The following is a 13,938-nucleotide window of genomic DNA, read 5'->3' on the forward strand; positions in this document are numbered from 1 at the left end:
GGCGGAGCTGGGCCAAACTGGTGGCGCGGCGCGGGGGATGGGCGGCCGCAGGACTGGCAGGGGCGGGTTACGGTCCCGCTGCACTTCAGCTTAGCGGCCGGGGCCGCTAGCGTCAGCTTTCATAGTACAACAAAACGGAGGCTGGGCAAGCGGGCGCGGTGCGACTATCTGCCCACCGTTTACTTTTTGAGACGGTTGCTGAAGGCCGCGTGCAGGCTGTTCAGGGTTTCCTCGGCCGCCAGCAGCTGGTCGGCCACTTCATTGACCTTGCGCCGGCTGGAGCGGGCATGGTCGCGCAACACTTCGAAGGCCGTGTTGCGGTCGGTCTGGAACTTGCACATCAATAGGCCCACGGCCAGGCTGGTCTCGCGCCCGGCCGCCAGCGCCGCGTTCAGATTGAGCTCGGTGCGGCGCAGCTGGCGGATCTCGTCGGCCCGCGCCAGGCCGGCGGCGAAGGCCGGCATCAAGTGTTTTTCATCGACCGGCTTGACGAGAAAACCGACGGCGCCGTAGGCCGCCGCCTGCTTGCCGGCGTCGGCGTCGCCGCGGCCGGACAGGAACATGAAGGGCACGGAAGTCTGGGCGTGCAGGCGCTTGGCCAGCTCCAGGCCGTTCATGCCCGGCATGTGGATGTCGAGCAGGGCCAGGTCCGGTTCGCGCTGGCCGATCAGTTGCAAGGCTTGCTCGGACGAGGAAGCCTGCAGCGTATCGTAGCCGGCGTGGCGCAACACCTCGCCCAGGTAGTCGAGCAGCAGTTGGTCGTCGTCGACGATCAGGATCAGTCGCTTAGCGCTGGCAGTGACGTTCATGTGGCGGCCCGTGGTCAAGTAAACGCCTGAATTATAAGGCGTAACGGGCCACGGATCGCAGACCAGTTTACCGTTCCGTTGTTAATTAACCAAGAACAACGAACGGAAGCTGCGCACGGCCGCGGCCGGGTCGTCCGCCAGGTAGACGCTGCTGATGGCGGCCACCATGTGGGCGCCGCGCGCCACCAATGGCGCCGCGTTGTCCGGCGTCATGCCGCCGATCACCACGCTGGGCACGGTGATGACGGCGCGTGCCTCGTTGACGATGGACGGCGCCGTCGTGACGGCATACTGCTTGACGCGCGACGGGTAGAAGCCGCCGAAGGCCACATAGCTGGCGCCGGCCGCCTGGGCCGCCAGCGCGCGCGGCAAGTCGCCGTAGCAGGAAGCGCCGACGATCTTGTCCGGTCCCAGTGCGGCGCGCACCTCGGCCAGTGCCGCGTCCGTGCCGCCCACGTGGATGCCGTCCGCGTCGAGCGCCTGGCACAAGGCCACGTGGTCGTTGATAATCAGCGGCACGCCGTGGCGGCGGCACAGCGCCAGCAGGGCCGCGCCCTGCTCCGCGCGCAGCGCCGGGCTGGCGTCCTTGTGGCGATACTGCAGCAGCGCCACGCCGGCGCCCAGCGCCTGCTCCGTCACCGCCAGCAGCCGCTCGGTATCGTCCCAGTTGGGCGTAACCAGATAAAGTCCTTGCATGATGTGCCTTCAAAAAAAATGGGTACGTAAAAAATGGGGACGTACCCCATTTACTCGTTGTCCTGGACGACGGCCATTCAGCGCAGCGGTATGCGCTGGCCCGCCGCGATCGGGTAGGACGCTTCCAGCGCGTGATGGCAGAACCGCTGGGCCCGCTCCAGCGCCACCGCCATCGGCACCTGCTGCGCCAGCAAGCCGGCGATGGACGAAGCCAGCGTGCAACCGCTGCCGTGAAACCCGCCGGGCAAACGGGGCCAGCGCCATTGCTGCTCGCGTTCCGGACCAAACCAGCGGTTGACCACCTGGTCCCCCGCGTCATGGCCGCCCGTGATCAGCACGTGGCGGCAACCGCGCGCCTGCAGCACGCGCGCTTGCGCGGCCGGCTCATCCTCGCCGGTGAGGGCGCGCGCCTCCGGCCCGTTGGGCGTGAGCACGGTGACCAGCGGCAGCAGCGGCGCCAGCGCCAGCACCGCGTCGTCGCGCGACAGCAGGTCGCCGTGGCCGCTGGCCAGCACCGGGTCCAGCACCACGGGCAGGTCCGGCTGGTGCACGCGCAAGCGCACGATCAGGCCGGCGATGGCCTGCGCATTGGCGGCGCTGCCCGTGATGCCGATCTTGACGGCGCCGATGGCGATCTTCGCCGCCAGCACCTCGGCCTGGCGCAGCAGCATGGCGCTGTCCACCGGCTGCACGTGGTACACACGGTCGTTGTCCTGCGCCGTCAGCGCCGTGACCACCGTCAGCGCATGCGCGCCCTGGCCTGCCACGGCCTGCAGGTCGGCCGCGATGCCGGCGCCGCCGGACGGATCGACCCCGGCCAGCACCAGCACGGCCGGCCGCTCGTCGGAACGGCGCACCGGTGGCGCCGCCGCTGGCGCGCCGCTACTCGCGTAGCCGTGCGTCCCCGTGGCGCCAGCCTGCCCGCGCGCGCCGGTGGCGGCCGCTCCGGACATGCCCCTGGCATCAACGTCGCCGCTTGAACTGGCGGTGCCGTCTTGCCTAGGCATGTCAGCGGCGCCAGCCCGCTTCATGCCAGCCGGCCAGCCATCGGCGACGATGGCGAGGCGGCGAAGCGCTTCGGGATGCGGCCGGCCAGGTAGGCTTCACGCCCCGCCTGCACGCCCAGGCGCATGGCGCGCGCCATGCGCACCGGGTCCTGCGCGCCGGCGATGGCGGTGTTCATCAACACACCGTCGCAGCCCAGTTCCATGGCGATGGCCGCATCGGACGCCGTGCCCACGCCGGCATCGACCAGCACCGGCACCGTGGCCTGCTCGATGATCAGCGACAGGTTCCACGGGTTGAGGATGCCCATGCCCGAACCGATCAGCGAGGCCAGCGGCATCACGGCCACGCAGCCTATGCTGGCCAGCAGTTTGGCCTGGATCGGGTCGTCGCTGCAGTAGACCATCACGTCGAAGCCGTCGCGCACGAGCGCCTCGGCCGCGACCAGGGTCTCGGGCATGTGCGGGAACAGGGTCTTCTCGTCGCCCAGCACTTCCAGCTTGACCAGCTTGTGCCCGCCCAGCAGTTCACGCGCCATCTGCAAGGTGTAGACGGCATCCTTGGCCGTGTAGCAGCCGGCCGTGTTGGGCAGGATGGTGTACTGCGACGGCGGCAGCACGTCCAGCAGGCTGGGCGCCTTGGGGTCCTGGCCGATGTTGACGCGGCGGATCGCCACCGTAATGATTTCCGCCCCGGCCGCGTCGGTCGCTTCGCGGGTCTGGGCCAGGTCCTTGTATTTACCGCTGCCCACCAGCAGGCGCGATTGGTAGGTCTTGCCTGCGATGGTCAGCAGGTCTTGGCTTTGCTCTTGCATGTCCGTTTTCCTTAGTCCGTGGTTAGCCGCCGCCGATGGCGCGCACGATGTCCACCTTGTCCTGCGCCTGCAGCCGGCGCTCGCGCCACTGCTGGCGCGGCACCACCGTGCGGTTGACGGCCAGCGCCAGCGCCTGGCCCGTCAACGACAGGGCGTCGATCAAGTCGTTCACCGTCTGGCCGGCCGGCACGCTGTGCGGCGCGCCGTTCAGTTCAATTGCGATCATGGCCGCCTCACAGCTTGCGATAGAGCTCGGCGCCGTTCTTGATGAACTCAATCGCCTTGACCTGCATGCCCTGTTCCAGCACGGCGCTGTCGTCGAGGCCGCCGTTGGCCGCCGCGTACTCGCGCACTTCCTGCGTGATCTTCATCGAGCAGAAGTGCGGGCCGCACATGGAGCAGAAGTGCGCCACCTTGGCCGAATCCTTGGGCAGGGTCTCGTCGTGGAATTCGCGCGCCTTGTCCGGGTCCAGGCCCAGGTTGAACTGGTCGTCCCAGCGGAACTCGAAACGGGCCTTGGACAGCGCGTTGTCGCGGATCTGGGCGCCCGGATGGCCCTTGGCCAGGTCGGCCGCGTGGGCGGCGATCTTGTAGGTGATGATGCCGTCCTTGACGTCGTTCTTGTCCGGCAGGCCCAGGTGCTCCTTGGGCGTGACGTAGCACAGCATGGCCGTGCCGTACCAGCCGATCTGCGCCGCGCCGATGCCGGAGGTGATGTGGTCGTAGCCGGGCGCGATGTCGGTGGTCAGAGGTCCCAGCGTGTAGAACGGCGCTTCGTGGCACTGTTCCAGCTGCAGGTCCATGTTTTCCTTGATCAGCTGCATGGGCACGTGGCCGGGGCCTTCGATCATCACCTGCACGTCGTGCTTCCAGGCGATCTGGGTCAGTTCGCCCAGCGTCTTCAGCTCGCCCAGCTGGGCTTCGTCGTTGGCGTCGTAGATCGAGCCGGGACGCAGGCCGTCACCGAGCGAGAACGAGACGTCGTAGGCCTTCATGATTTCGCAGATCTCTTCGAAGTGCGTGTACAGGAACGATTCCTTGTGGTGCGCCAGGCACCACTTGGCCATGATGGAACCGCCGCGCGAGACGATGCCCGTAAGGCGCTTGGCCGTCATCGGCACGTAGCGCAGCAGCACGCCGGCGTGGATGGTGAAGTAGTCCACACCCTGCTCGGCCTGTTCGATCAGGGTGTCGCGGAAGATTTCCCAGGTCAGGTCCTCGGCCTTGCCGTTGACCTTTTCCAGCGCCTGGTAGATCGGCACGGTGCCGATGGGGACCGGGCTGTTACGGATGATCCACTCGCGCGTCTCGTGGATATGCTTGCCGGTCGACAGGTCCATCACGTTGTCGCCGCCCCAGCGGATGGCCCAGGTCATCTTCTCCACTTCCTCGCCGATGGACGAGGTGACGGCCGAATTGCCGATGTTGGCGTTGATCTTGACGAGGAAATTACGGCCGATGATCATCGGCTCGATTTCCGGGTGGTTGATGTTGGCGGGGATGATGGCGCGGCCGCGGGCGATCTCGTCGCGCACGAATTCGGGCGTGATCTCGTCCGGGATGCTGGCGCCGTAGGACTGGCCAGGATGCTGGCGGCCCATCAGGTCGGCCAGGCGCTGGCCCATGGGACCGGAGTTCTTGAGGTTCTCCAGGTATTCCTTGCGGCGCAGGTTTTCGCGGATGGCGACGAATTCCATTTCCGGTGTGATGATGCCCTGGCGCGCGTAGTGCATCTGGGTCACGTTCTTGCCGGCCTTGGCGCGGCGCGGCAGGCGGTGCAGGTTGAAGCGCAGTTCGGCCAGGGCCGGATCGGCCAGGCGCGCCTGGCCATATTCGGAGGTGGGGCCGGCCAGCTCCTCGGTATCGGCACGCTCCAGTATCCACGGCAGGCGCGGGGTGGCGGCCAGGCCGGAACGGATGTCGATCACGGCGTCCGGATCGGTGTAGGGGCCGGAGGTGTCGTAGACATAGACGGGCGGGTTGGCTTCGAAACCGAACGAGGCCGGCGTGTCGGCCTGGGTGATTTCGCGCATCGGCACGCGGATGTCGGGGCGGCTGCCCTGGACATAGACCTTGCGCGAGTTGGGCAGCGGCGCAATGGCAGCCTGGTCCACCGTGGCGGTGGCGGAGAGGAATTTCGGATTGGCGTTCAATTTGGCTCCTTCGTTAGCTACAGGAGCCAGCAAAGGAGGTGGGACGGCGCGTGGTGGTCGGATCGTGACCGGCGTTGTCCTTGGCTTCCCTTCGCTGGCATTATCCAGATCAGGTTCGGAGGGTATTTCTCACCCGCGCATCGCAGTGCGACTTGCAGGACCCCTAGCGTGTGCCACCTTGCGGCAGCGGATGGAATTATACATGCGCCATGGCGCCGCGCGCCGCATGGCGTAAAAAAGACGGCCATATGCGCTATGCGCGACGGCCGCCTTGACAAATGCCGGCCTGTGGACGGCCGTCCGGAAGGATGGAAATACAACGGCCTGGCGCCCGGCGGCGGGCTCGGCATGGCTGGCCGGCAATGCCGCCAGCACCCGGCGGCTGGCCCGCCGGGGCCGTGCCGCTCAGGGGTGCATCAGATCGCGGGTATTTTCCGTGATCAGGTTGCCTTTCCGGAAATTGTAGTAAATGTCCGTGCATTCGCCCGGCAACGGCCGCGCGGCGTTATCGCCACACCAGCGGATTTCCGCCACCCAGTTGGCACCGAACTTGAGCTCGGCAACGCGCGGGTTGGGGATGCCGTGCAAGGTGCGGTTGGTGGCCCAGTAGACCGGCGTCTTGCCGGCCGGGTCGGGACCGTCGCGGAACGAAATCAAGCCTTGGTAGAGCGAATTGGCTTCGCCGGCGTGGGCCAGCGGCCAGGCGCCGGCTGCCAGGATCAAAGCCAGAACAACTTGCGGTTTCATGACGATCTCCTTGTGAGCTGTGAGGAAGTGCCCTTTGATCCGGCACGATTTATTGTTGTACATAAACACCAAATACCGTAAGGAAACTTACAGACGGTTGCATATTGTGTTGCTTCCGCACACCAGCGGCTGGCCGCCGCCGGTGGCGGGCGCCGCCAGTTTATTGCGGCCGGTAGGTCACCGTCAGCGTGTAGCTGGCCGCGCTGTAGCCGTTCAACAACAGGTACACGTCGCCATTGGCGCTCAGCGACACGGTGCAGCGCTCCGCGCTGGTGGGGCCGTCGGACTTGCAGTCGTAGCTGCTGGTGGTGGCCGCCGCCCCCTTGCGCACATACAGGTCGGTGTCGCCGCTGCCGCTCAGCGTGGCGGCGAAGCTGCCGCCGGCGGCCACCTTGTAGGGACCGTAGCTGACCTTCTGGCCCTTGGCCAGCGTGCCGCTGGCCGTTTCCGTGCGGTCGGCCGGCGGCGGCACGCCCGGCCCTTCGCTGCCCAGTTCCACGGCATAGGCCATGGCCATGCGGGCGAACTTGAGCGCGTTGTCGGCCTGGCTGCCGGAATTGGCGTAGGTGTCGTTGGCCGTGTGGATGTAGGGGTTGTCCTCGTCGAGCGTGGTTTCGAACGGCATCGAGGTCCAGTAGCCCTGCGCCGTCCACGAGGCATGGTCGGAACAGGCGTAGCCGCACTGGTCAAAGCCGACCTTGAGGGTGGGCAGGTAGGCGCCGATCAGGCGCTGCACGAAGTCGTTCTGGCTGCTGTCCGTGTAATCCGTGTAGAGATAGATGTCGTAAGCCGAACCGTGATAGTTGGTCATGTCGAGCTGCATCACGCCCACCACGTTGACGCCGTCGCGCTGGAAGCTCTGGGCGATGTCCTGCGAACCGCGCAGGCCCACCTCCTCGGCCGCGTAGCCGATCAGCTTGATGGTGCGGCGCGGATGGTAGCCGCTGGCCACGATCACCCGCAGCAGCTCCGTCAGGCTGGCCACGCCGGACGCATCGTCGTCGGCGCCGGGCGCGCGCGTAGTCTCGCCCGTACCGGCCTGGTTGATGGAATCGAGGTGGCCTCCCAGCACCACCACCTGGCTGCCGTTGTCGGTGCCAGTGATGGTGACGATCACGGACTTCTGCGGGAAGGCGCCATGGGTGAACTGGCTGACGGCGATGTCGGCGCGGCCGGCGGCCAGCGCGCTCCAGCGCTGCAGCAGCCAGTTCGAGGCATTCACGCCATTGTTGGTCGTGTAGTAGCGGTTGGCGTAGGCCGACATGTCGACGATGGTCTGGCCGATATTGCTGGCTTGCATCTGGGACAGCATGGGGCCGGCCACGGCCTGTTGCGCGATGGCGTACGAGGGCCGGGTGGGCGCCGCCAGCGCCGTGCGCGCGGCCGGGCGCAGCGCCGTCAAGCCGGCCGCCTCGCTCGGATGGGCCATGAAGCCGCCGCAACGGTGCAAGCGCCCATGCACGGCGGCCGACAGGGCCAGCAGCTGCGGCTCGTCCACCTCGACCAGGTGCAGGCGTTCGCGGCCGGCCAGCCGCAGCGGGGCGCTACGGGTGGCGCTGCTCTCGCGCGCGATCGCTTGCGGGGCGGCCCGCTGCAACTCGGCATAGGCGGCGTCGCCCAGGGTGATCCACACGGGCTGGGCCTGGACGGCGCCGGCGGCGCACGCGGCGGCCAGCAGGACTACGATGAGGCGGGTTGGCTTGGTCATCTTCGTTCCTTGTTGAGTGAATGAGGGAACGGACAACGTTATTCTTTCAACCATACCAGGTCAAAAAAATCACAGAAATCGTCAAACCGGGGCCGCATGTCCAGTCTGGGACAAACGGAGCTGGCGAGACGAGACGATCAATTGCGGGCAGCGGAGTGCCGGTTGCGTCTTATCGGAAAAGCATGCCATGATCGCGCTTCACCCCGTCATCCCATCCGCCATGCGCCGCTTTCAGTTGCTGCCCGCCCCGCCGCTGTTGCCCTACATCGACCGCCTGTGGGGCTGGGAAGGCGACGGGCCCATCGCCCTGCCCACCCTGCTGCCCGGCACCGGGGCCGAACTGTATTTCCACTACCGGGCGCCGTTCCGCTACAGCGCTGGCGCGCACGGCTTGCAAGCTTGCGCGCCGGCCCATTTGCTGTGCCTGCGCAACGGACCGCTGGCGCTGGCGGCGGCAGCGCAGGTGGGCTTCATCGCCGTGCGTTTCCGGGCTGGCATGCTGGCGCGCTTCACGGCTGTACCGGCAGCCCAGCTGCAGGACCGGCCGCTGGACATCGCCGACATATGGGGCGTGCCGGGCCAGGCCTGCGCCAGCCGTGTGGCAACGGCTGACAGCCAGGCCGGGCGGCTGGCGCTGATCCAGGACTTCCTGCTGCGCCAGATGCGGCCATCCGGCGCCGATGCGCTGGTGGAATATGCGGTGTCCACGTTGTACCGGACCCGTCGCGAGCTGACTATCGAACAGCTGGCAAGCCGGTTGCAGCTGGGCCGGCGCCAGCTGGAGCGCCGCTTCCAGGCCGCCACCGGCCAGACCCCGGCCGGGCTGCGCCGGCTGTGCCGTTTCCAGCACACGGTGCGGGCGTTGCTGCTGACGCCGGACGCGCCCGACCTGGACACGGCGCTGCGCCACGGCTATTACGACCAGGCCCATTTCATCCACGAGTTCCGTCGCCTGGCGCAGGCCTCGCCCCAGCGCTACCTGCACCAGGCGCGCGGCATGACGCATTTTTACAATCCGTCGCGCACCCAGGCCGGCATCATGCAAGCTCCCTGAACCTGAAAATGGAGCCCACATGTTGTTAATTGCCAACTTGCATTCCCATCCACATACGGCCGATGAAGTGGCCGCCACGCTGTGCGCGCTGGCCACCGAGACCCGCAAGGAACCGGGCTGCCTGTCCTACACCGTACACCGCCGCCAGGGCCAGCCCGAAGCGTTCGTCGTCTGCGAGCTGTACCGCGACCAGGCCGCCTGCAATCAGCATTTGGCCTCGGACCCCGTGCGCCTGGCGCTGGCCCGTTTCGACACCCTGCTGGCCGCTCCGCCCACGCTCCAGATGTGCGACACTATCTCCATGCCGAGTCCGCTCTAAACGGAAACGCCGGCGGTACCCTGGCTGCTGGGAAAAGTAAGAGTTGTAACAAAACCTCACTATGTGCGGACGCTAACATATTAGTTTCCACATGGAATACATAATGTCTGTGCAGCGAACTCATCACTGCCGTAGACCACCACCAGAAAAAGAGGCCCATCATGAAACAGCCAGGCTATCGCCCCCTTCGCACTGCCAGCGCGGCCCTTGCCGCCCTCGCCGCCCTCACCCTTGCCGCCTGCGGCGGTGGCGGCAGCTCCACGCCGCCCACCAGCAACTTGGGCACGCTGAGCGTGTCGCTGACCGATGCGCCCTCCTGCGGCTTTGACGCCGTCAACGTCACCGTCAGCAAAGTGCGCGTGAACCAGAGCGCAGCGGCCAGCGACACGGATGCCGGCTGGACCGACATTACCCTCAGCCCGGCCCGCAAGATCAACCTGCTGAACCTGACCAACGGCGCGCTCGACGCCCTGGGCCAGACGCCGCTGAGCGCCGGCCACTACTCGCAGCTGCGCCTGGTGCTGGACCCGAACACGGGTAACGGCCTGGCCAACTCCGTCGTGCCTACCGGCAGCACCACCGAAGTGTCGCTGGACACGCCGAGCGCAGTGCAAAGCGGCATCAAGCTGGTCAATGAATTCGACGTGGCCGCCGGCCAGAAAGTGGACCTGGTGCTGGACTTCGACGCCTGCAAGTCTGTCGTCACCAAGGGTAACGGCAAGTACGCGCTGAAGCCGGTGGTCAAGGTCATCCCGACCGCCCTGAACGGCATCGGCGGCTTCGTCGCCCCGGCCCTGCTGACCAGCCACGTGATGGTGTCGGCCCAGCAGAACGGCGCCATCGTCAGCTCCACCACGCCTAACGCCACCACCGGCGAATTCTCGCTGACCCGCCTGCCGCTCGGTAACTACGACGTCGTCGTGACGGCAGATGCGCACGCCGCCGCCATCGTCGGCGCCGTGCCGGTGACCAGCACCAGCGTCATCATCCCGCTCAGCACCTCGGCCGCGCCGCTCACGCTGCCGACCGCCGTCACGGGCAGCATCAGCGGCACCGTCACGCTGGCGCCCGTCAGCACCACCGCCACCGCCTACGTCGACGCCAAGCAGACCATCGCAGCGGGCCCCGTCGTCACCATCAAGTACATGGGCGCCGACCTGACAACGGGCGCCTACACCTTGACCGGCCTGCCGACCACGGCGCCCCAGTACACGGCCTACAGCGCCACCCTGCCGCTGGTGTTCACCAGCGCCAGCACGGTGCAGCCGGGCGTGGGCAAGTACATGCTGGAAGCCTCGGCCACCGGCTACACCACCAAGTCGCTGGCCTCGGTTGACATTTCCACCGCCAACCAGACGGGCGTGAACTTCAGCCTGGTGCCGTAAGCAGGCTGCGGCGCCGTCCTGCGGGGGGCGGCCCCGCTTCACTTCCCCCAAAAGGACGCCGCGGCGTCCTTTTTCATTCCCGAAAGAAAATTAATCGCGCCATGCAAGCACGGCCGCCACGGTTTGACGCTTTTCCCGCAGAATTTCGCCCGCCAGGGCCTAAGTCCCGTGGTATGGCCTGCTTCGTCATCTATAATGGCTGTTTTCGCAAATTTAACTAGCCAAATCATGGAATTAGCCAAGTCTTTCGAGCCTGCCGACATTGAACAATTCTGGCGCAACGAGTGGGAGCAGCGCGGTTACTACGCCGCCACCCTCGACGCCGGCAAACCTTCTTTCAGCATCCAGCTGCCGCCGCCGAACGTGACCGGCACCTTGCACATGGGCCATGCCTTCAACCAGACCATCATGGATGGCTTGACGCGCTACCACCGCATGCTGGGCCATAACACGGCCTGGATTCCTGGCACCGACCACGCCGGCATCGCCACCCAGATCGTGGTGGAGCGCCAGCTGGACGCGCAGAAAATCTCGCGCCATGACCTGGGCCGGGAAAAGTTCGTGGAAAAAGTGTGGGAGTGGAAGGAGAAATCCGGCAACACCATCACCGGCCAGATGCGCCGCATGGGCACCTCGCCGGACTGGAAACGCGAATACTTCACCATGGACGAAGCCCGCTCCAAGGTCGTCACCGACGTCTTCGTACGCCTGCATGAGCAAGGCCTGATCTACCGCGGCAAGCGCCTGGTGAACTGGGACCCCGTGCTGGGCACGGCCGTGTCCGACCTGGAAGTGGTGTCGGAGGAAGAAGACGGCTCCATGTGGTACATCAAGTATCCGCTGGCCGACGGCAGCGGCGCCCTGACGGTGGCCACCACCCGTCCCGAAACCATGCTGGGCGACGTGGCCGTGGCCGTCGACCCGACCGACGAGCGCTACACGGCGCTGGTGGGCAAGCTGCTCAAACTGCCCCTGTCCGAGCGCGAAATCCCCATCATCGCCGACTCTTACGTGGACAAGGAATTCGGCACCGGCTGCGTGAAGATCACGCCGGCGCACGACTTCAACGACTACGCCGTGGGCCAGCGCCACAACCTCGACATGCCGTCCATCCTGACGCTGGACGCCAAGATCAGCGACGAAGCGCCGGCCGCCTACCGCGGCCTGGACCGCTTTGCCGCCCGCAAGCAGATCGTGGCCGACCTGGAAGCGCAAGGCTTGCTGGAGCAGGTCAAGCCGCACAAGCTGATGGTGCCGCGCGGCGACCGTACCGGCGTCGTGATCGAGCCGATGCTGACCGACCAGTGGTTCGTGGCCATGAGCAAGCCGGCGCCGGAAGGCACCTTCTTCCCCGGCAAGTCGATCGCGGAAACGGCGCTCGACAAGGTGGCCAGCGGCGAGATCAAGTTTGTCCCGGAAAACTGGAGTAACACCTACAACCAGTGGCTCAACAACATCCAGGACTGGTGCATTTCGCGCCAGCTGTGGTGGGGCCACCAGATTCCGGCCTGGTACGACGAGGCCGGCAACATCTTCGTCGCCAAGACGGAAGCGGAAGCGCAAGCCCAGGCCGCCAAGGCCGGCAGCACCGGTCCCCTGCGCCGCGACAGCGACGTGCTCGACACCTGGTTCTCGTCCGCGCTGGTGCCGTTCTCCACCCTGGGCTGGCCGGAACAGACGCCCGACATCCAGGCCTTCCTGCCCTCGTCCGTGCTGGTGACGGGCTTTGACATCATCTTCTTCTGGGTCGCCCGCATGGTGATGATGACGGCCCACTTCACCGGCAAGGTGCCGTTCGAGACCGTGTACGTGCACGGCCTGGTGCGCGACTCGCAGGGCCAGAAGATGTCCAAGTCCAAGGGCAACACGCTGGACCCGATCGACCTGATCGACGGCATCGGCGTGGAAGCGCTGGTGGAAAAGCGCACCACCGGCCTGATGAACCCGAAAGCGGCGGAAAAGATCGCCAAGGCCACCCGCAAGGAATTCCCGGAAGGCATAGCCGCCTACGGCAGCGACGCCGTGCGCTTCACCATGGCCAGCTACGCCTCGCTGGGCCGCAACATCAACTTCGACCTGGGCCGCTGCGAAGGCTACCGCAACTTCTGCAACAAGATGTGGAACGCCACCCGCTTCGTGCTGATGAACACGGAAGGCAAGGATTGCACGGAGAATGAAGCCGAGCTGTCGATGGCCGACAAGTGGATCATCTCGCTGCTGCAAAAGGCCGAGCTGGACATCGCCAAGGGCTTCGAGGACTACCGCTTCGACAACATCGCCTCCACCATCTACAAGTTCGTGTGGGACGAGTATTGCGACTGGTACCTGGAAGTGGCCAAGGTGCAGGTACAGCACGGCACGGAAGGCCAGCAGCGCGCCACCCGCCACACCCTGCTGCGGGTGCTGGAAGTGATCTTGCGCCTGGCCCACCCCATCATCCCCTTCGTCACGGAAGCGCTGTGGCAGACGGTGGCCCCGCTGGCCGGCAAGACGCTCAAGGCCGACGGCGATTCGATCATGATGCAGCCCTATCCTATCGCCAATACGGCCAGGATCGACGAGTCGGCCGAAGCATGGATGCAGCAACTGAAAGCGCTGACCGACGCCACCCGTAACCTGCGCGGCGAAATGCAGCTGGCGCCGTCGCTGCGCGTGCCGCTGATCGTCGAGCCGGGCAACGCGGCCGACAAGGCAGCGCTGCAAGTGTTCGCGCCCTACATCCAGTCGCTGGGCAAGCTGGCCGAAGTGCAGATCGTCGATGCGCTGCCGGAATCGCCGGCCGCCGTGTCCATCGTCGGCACCACCAAGCTGATGCTGAAAGTGGAAATCGACGTCAAGGCCGAGCGTGAACGCCTGTCCAAGGAAATCACGCGGCTTGAAGGCGAGATCGCCAAGGCCAGCGGCAAGCTGTCGAACGAAAGCTTCGTGGCGCGCGCGCCGGCCGAAGTGGTGGCGCAGGAAAAGGAACGGGTCGCCAACTTCTCGGCCACGCTGGCCAAGATGCGCGAGCAGTTCGCCAAGCTGCCGGCCGCCTAAGCGCCGTCGCAGTCCGCCAAGCCGGCCTTCGGGCCGGCTTTTTTTCGTCCCTCCTGCGCCCAGGTTTTCGAAATGGGGTACGTCCCCATTTTTTTGTTGCTAATTAGGCGTTTTGTCTCGCAATGGAGAGGGGTGCCGCGCCCCGGACAGGACGGGCGTTGCGGATTAGAATCAAAATAGCACGAGTGGTCAATTTTTTTACAACATGCGCT

Annotated in this window: 12 protein-coding genes and 1 riboswitch; of the genes, 4 read left to right on the top strand and 8 right to left on the bottom strand. The window is 66.1% G+C overall.

Annotated elements, in window-relative coordinates; translation table 11 throughout:
* Positions 1-179 precede the first annotated feature (179 nt).
* From AC3WOS_RS05475 to AC3WOS_RS05510, 8 genes are all read right to left on the bottom strand, one after another.
* Positions 180-809: an ANTAR domain-containing response regulator gene (locus tag AC3WOS_RS05475; RefSeq protein WP_492714842.1), complete on the bottom strand. Its 630-nt coding sequence runs from the start codon at positions 807-809 to the stop codon at positions 180-182.
* A gap of 81 nt (positions 810-890) precedes the next feature.
* Complete coding sequence (gene thiE, locus AC3WOS_RS05480; protein ID WP_492714843.1) at positions 891-1,505, bottom strand: thiamine phosphate synthase; 615 nt, start codon at positions 1,503-1,505, stop codon at positions 891-893.
* A gap of 77 nt (positions 1,506-1,582) precedes the next feature.
* Complete coding sequence (gene thiD / locus AC3WOS_RS05485; protein ID WP_492714844.1) at positions 1,583-2,512, bottom strand: bifunctional hydroxymethylpyrimidine kinase/phosphomethylpyrimidine kinase; 930 nt, start codon at positions 2,510-2,512, stop codon at positions 1,583-1,585.
* 20 nt (positions 2,513-2,532) lie between these two features.
* A complete protein-coding gene (locus AC3WOS_RS05490) occupies positions 2,533-3,324 on the bottom strand; it encodes a thiazole synthase (RefSeq protein WP_492714845.1) in 792 nt (263 codons plus the stop codon).
* A gap of 22 nt (positions 3,325-3,346) precedes the next feature.
* Positions 3,347-3,550 (bottom strand): sulfur carrier protein ThiS, encoded by a 204-nt coding sequence (thiS, locus tag AC3WOS_RS05495; protein ID WP_492714846.1) that lies wholly within the window; start codon positions 3,548-3,550, stop codon positions 3,347-3,349.
* Between the two features lie 7 nt (positions 3,551-3,557).
* Positions 3,558-5,477, bottom strand: a complete 1,920-nt coding sequence (thiC, locus tag AC3WOS_RS05500; protein WP_492714847.1) for a phosphomethylpyrimidine synthase ThiC — start codon at positions 5,475-5,477, stop codon at positions 3,558-3,560.
* A 69-nt stretch (positions 5,478-5,546) separates the two neighbouring features.
* Positions 5,547-5,652, bottom strand: a riboswitch (TPP riboswitch).
* Between the two features lie 230 nt (positions 5,653-5,882).
* On the bottom strand, positions 5,883-6,287 hold the full coding sequence (locus AC3WOS_RS05505) for a hypothetical protein (RefSeq protein ID WP_492714848.1): 405 nt from the start codon (positions 6,285-6,287) through the stop codon (positions 5,883-5,885).
* A 97-nt stretch (positions 6,288-6,384) separates the two neighbouring features.
* The gene (locus AC3WOS_RS05510; RefSeq protein WP_492714849.1) at positions 6,385-7,932 is read right to left on the bottom strand and encodes a M20/M25/M40 family metallo-hydrolase; all 1,548 of its coding nucleotides are present in this window, start codon (positions 7,930-7,932) and stop codon (positions 6,385-6,387) included.
* A 187-nt stretch (positions 7,933-8,119) separates the two neighbouring features.
* Between AC3WOS_RS05510 and AC3WOS_RS05515 the strand changes: the two genes are divergently transcribed.
* The 4 genes from AC3WOS_RS05515 (at position 8,120) to AC3WOS_RS05530 (ending at position 13,726) form a co-directional block, all read left to right on the top strand.
* Positions 8,120-8,986: a helix-turn-helix transcriptional regulator gene (locus AC3WOS_RS05515; RefSeq protein ID WP_492714850.1), complete on the top strand. Its 867-nt coding sequence runs from the start codon at positions 8,120-8,122 to the stop codon at positions 8,984-8,986.
* Positions 8,987-9,005: 19 nt separating this feature from the next.
* Positions 9,006-9,305: a putative quinol monooxygenase gene (locus AC3WOS_RS05520; protein WP_492714851.1), complete on the top strand. Its 300-nt coding sequence runs from the start codon at positions 9,006-9,008 to the stop codon at positions 9,303-9,305.
* A 161-nt stretch (positions 9,306-9,466) separates the two neighbouring features.
* Positions 9,467-10,690 (top strand): DUF4382 domain-containing protein, encoded by a 1,224-nt coding sequence (locus AC3WOS_RS05525; protein ID WP_492714852.1) that lies wholly within the window; start codon positions 9,467-9,469, stop codon positions 10,688-10,690.
* A gap of 228 nt (positions 10,691-10,918) precedes the next feature.
* Positions 10,919-13,726 carry a valine--tRNA ligase gene (locus AC3WOS_RS05530; RefSeq protein ID WP_492714853.1) on the top strand — a complete coding sequence of 936 codons (2,808 nt, stop codon included), beginning with the start codon at positions 10,919-10,921 and terminating at the stop codon, positions 13,724-13,726.
* Positions 13,727-13,938: the final 212 nt, after the last annotated feature.

The sequence above is a fragment of the Rugamonas sp. FW305-51 genome, assembly GCF_058786935.1.

Coding starts and splice junctions, on each gene's coding strand:
- AC3WOS_RS05475 (WP_492714842.1), bottom strand. CDS start 809: ATGAACGTCACTGCCAGCGCTAAGCGACTGATCCTGATCGTCGACGAC.
- AC3WOS_RS05510 (WP_492714849.1), bottom strand. CDS start 7,932: ATGACCAAGCCAACCCGCCTCATCGTAGTCCTGCTGGCCGCCGCGTGC.
- thiE (WP_492714843.1), bottom strand. CDS start 1,505: ATGCAAGGACTTTATCTGGTTACGCCCAACTGGGACGATACCGAGCGG.
- AC3WOS_RS05520 (WP_492714851.1), top strand. CDS start 9,006: ATGTTGTTAATTGCCAACTTGCATTCCCATCCACATACGGCCGATGAA.
- AC3WOS_RS05530 (WP_492714853.1), top strand. CDS start 10,919: ATGGAATTAGCCAAGTCTTTCGAGCCTGCCGACATTGAACAATTCTGG.
- AC3WOS_RS05525 (WP_492714852.1), top strand. CDS start 9,467: ATGAAACAGCCAGGCTATCGCCCCCTTCGCACTGCCAGCGCGGCCCTT.
- AC3WOS_RS05505 (WP_492714848.1), bottom strand. CDS start 6,287: ATGTACAACAATAAATCGTGCCGGATCAAAGGGCACTTCCTCACAGCT.
- AC3WOS_RS05490 (WP_492714845.1), bottom strand. CDS start 3,324: ATGCAAGAGCAAAGCCAAGACCTGCTGACCATCGCAGGCAAGACCTAC.
- thiD (WP_492714844.1), bottom strand. CDS start 2,512: ATGCCTAGGCAAGACGGCACCGCCAGTTCAAGCGGCGACGTTGATGCC.
- AC3WOS_RS05515 (WP_492714850.1), top strand. CDS start 8,120: ATGATCGCGCTTCACCCCGTCATCCCATCCGCCATGCGCCGCTTTCAG.
- thiS (WP_492714846.1), bottom strand. CDS start 3,550: ATGATCGCAATTGAACTGAACGGCGCGCCGCACAGCGTGCCGGCCGGC.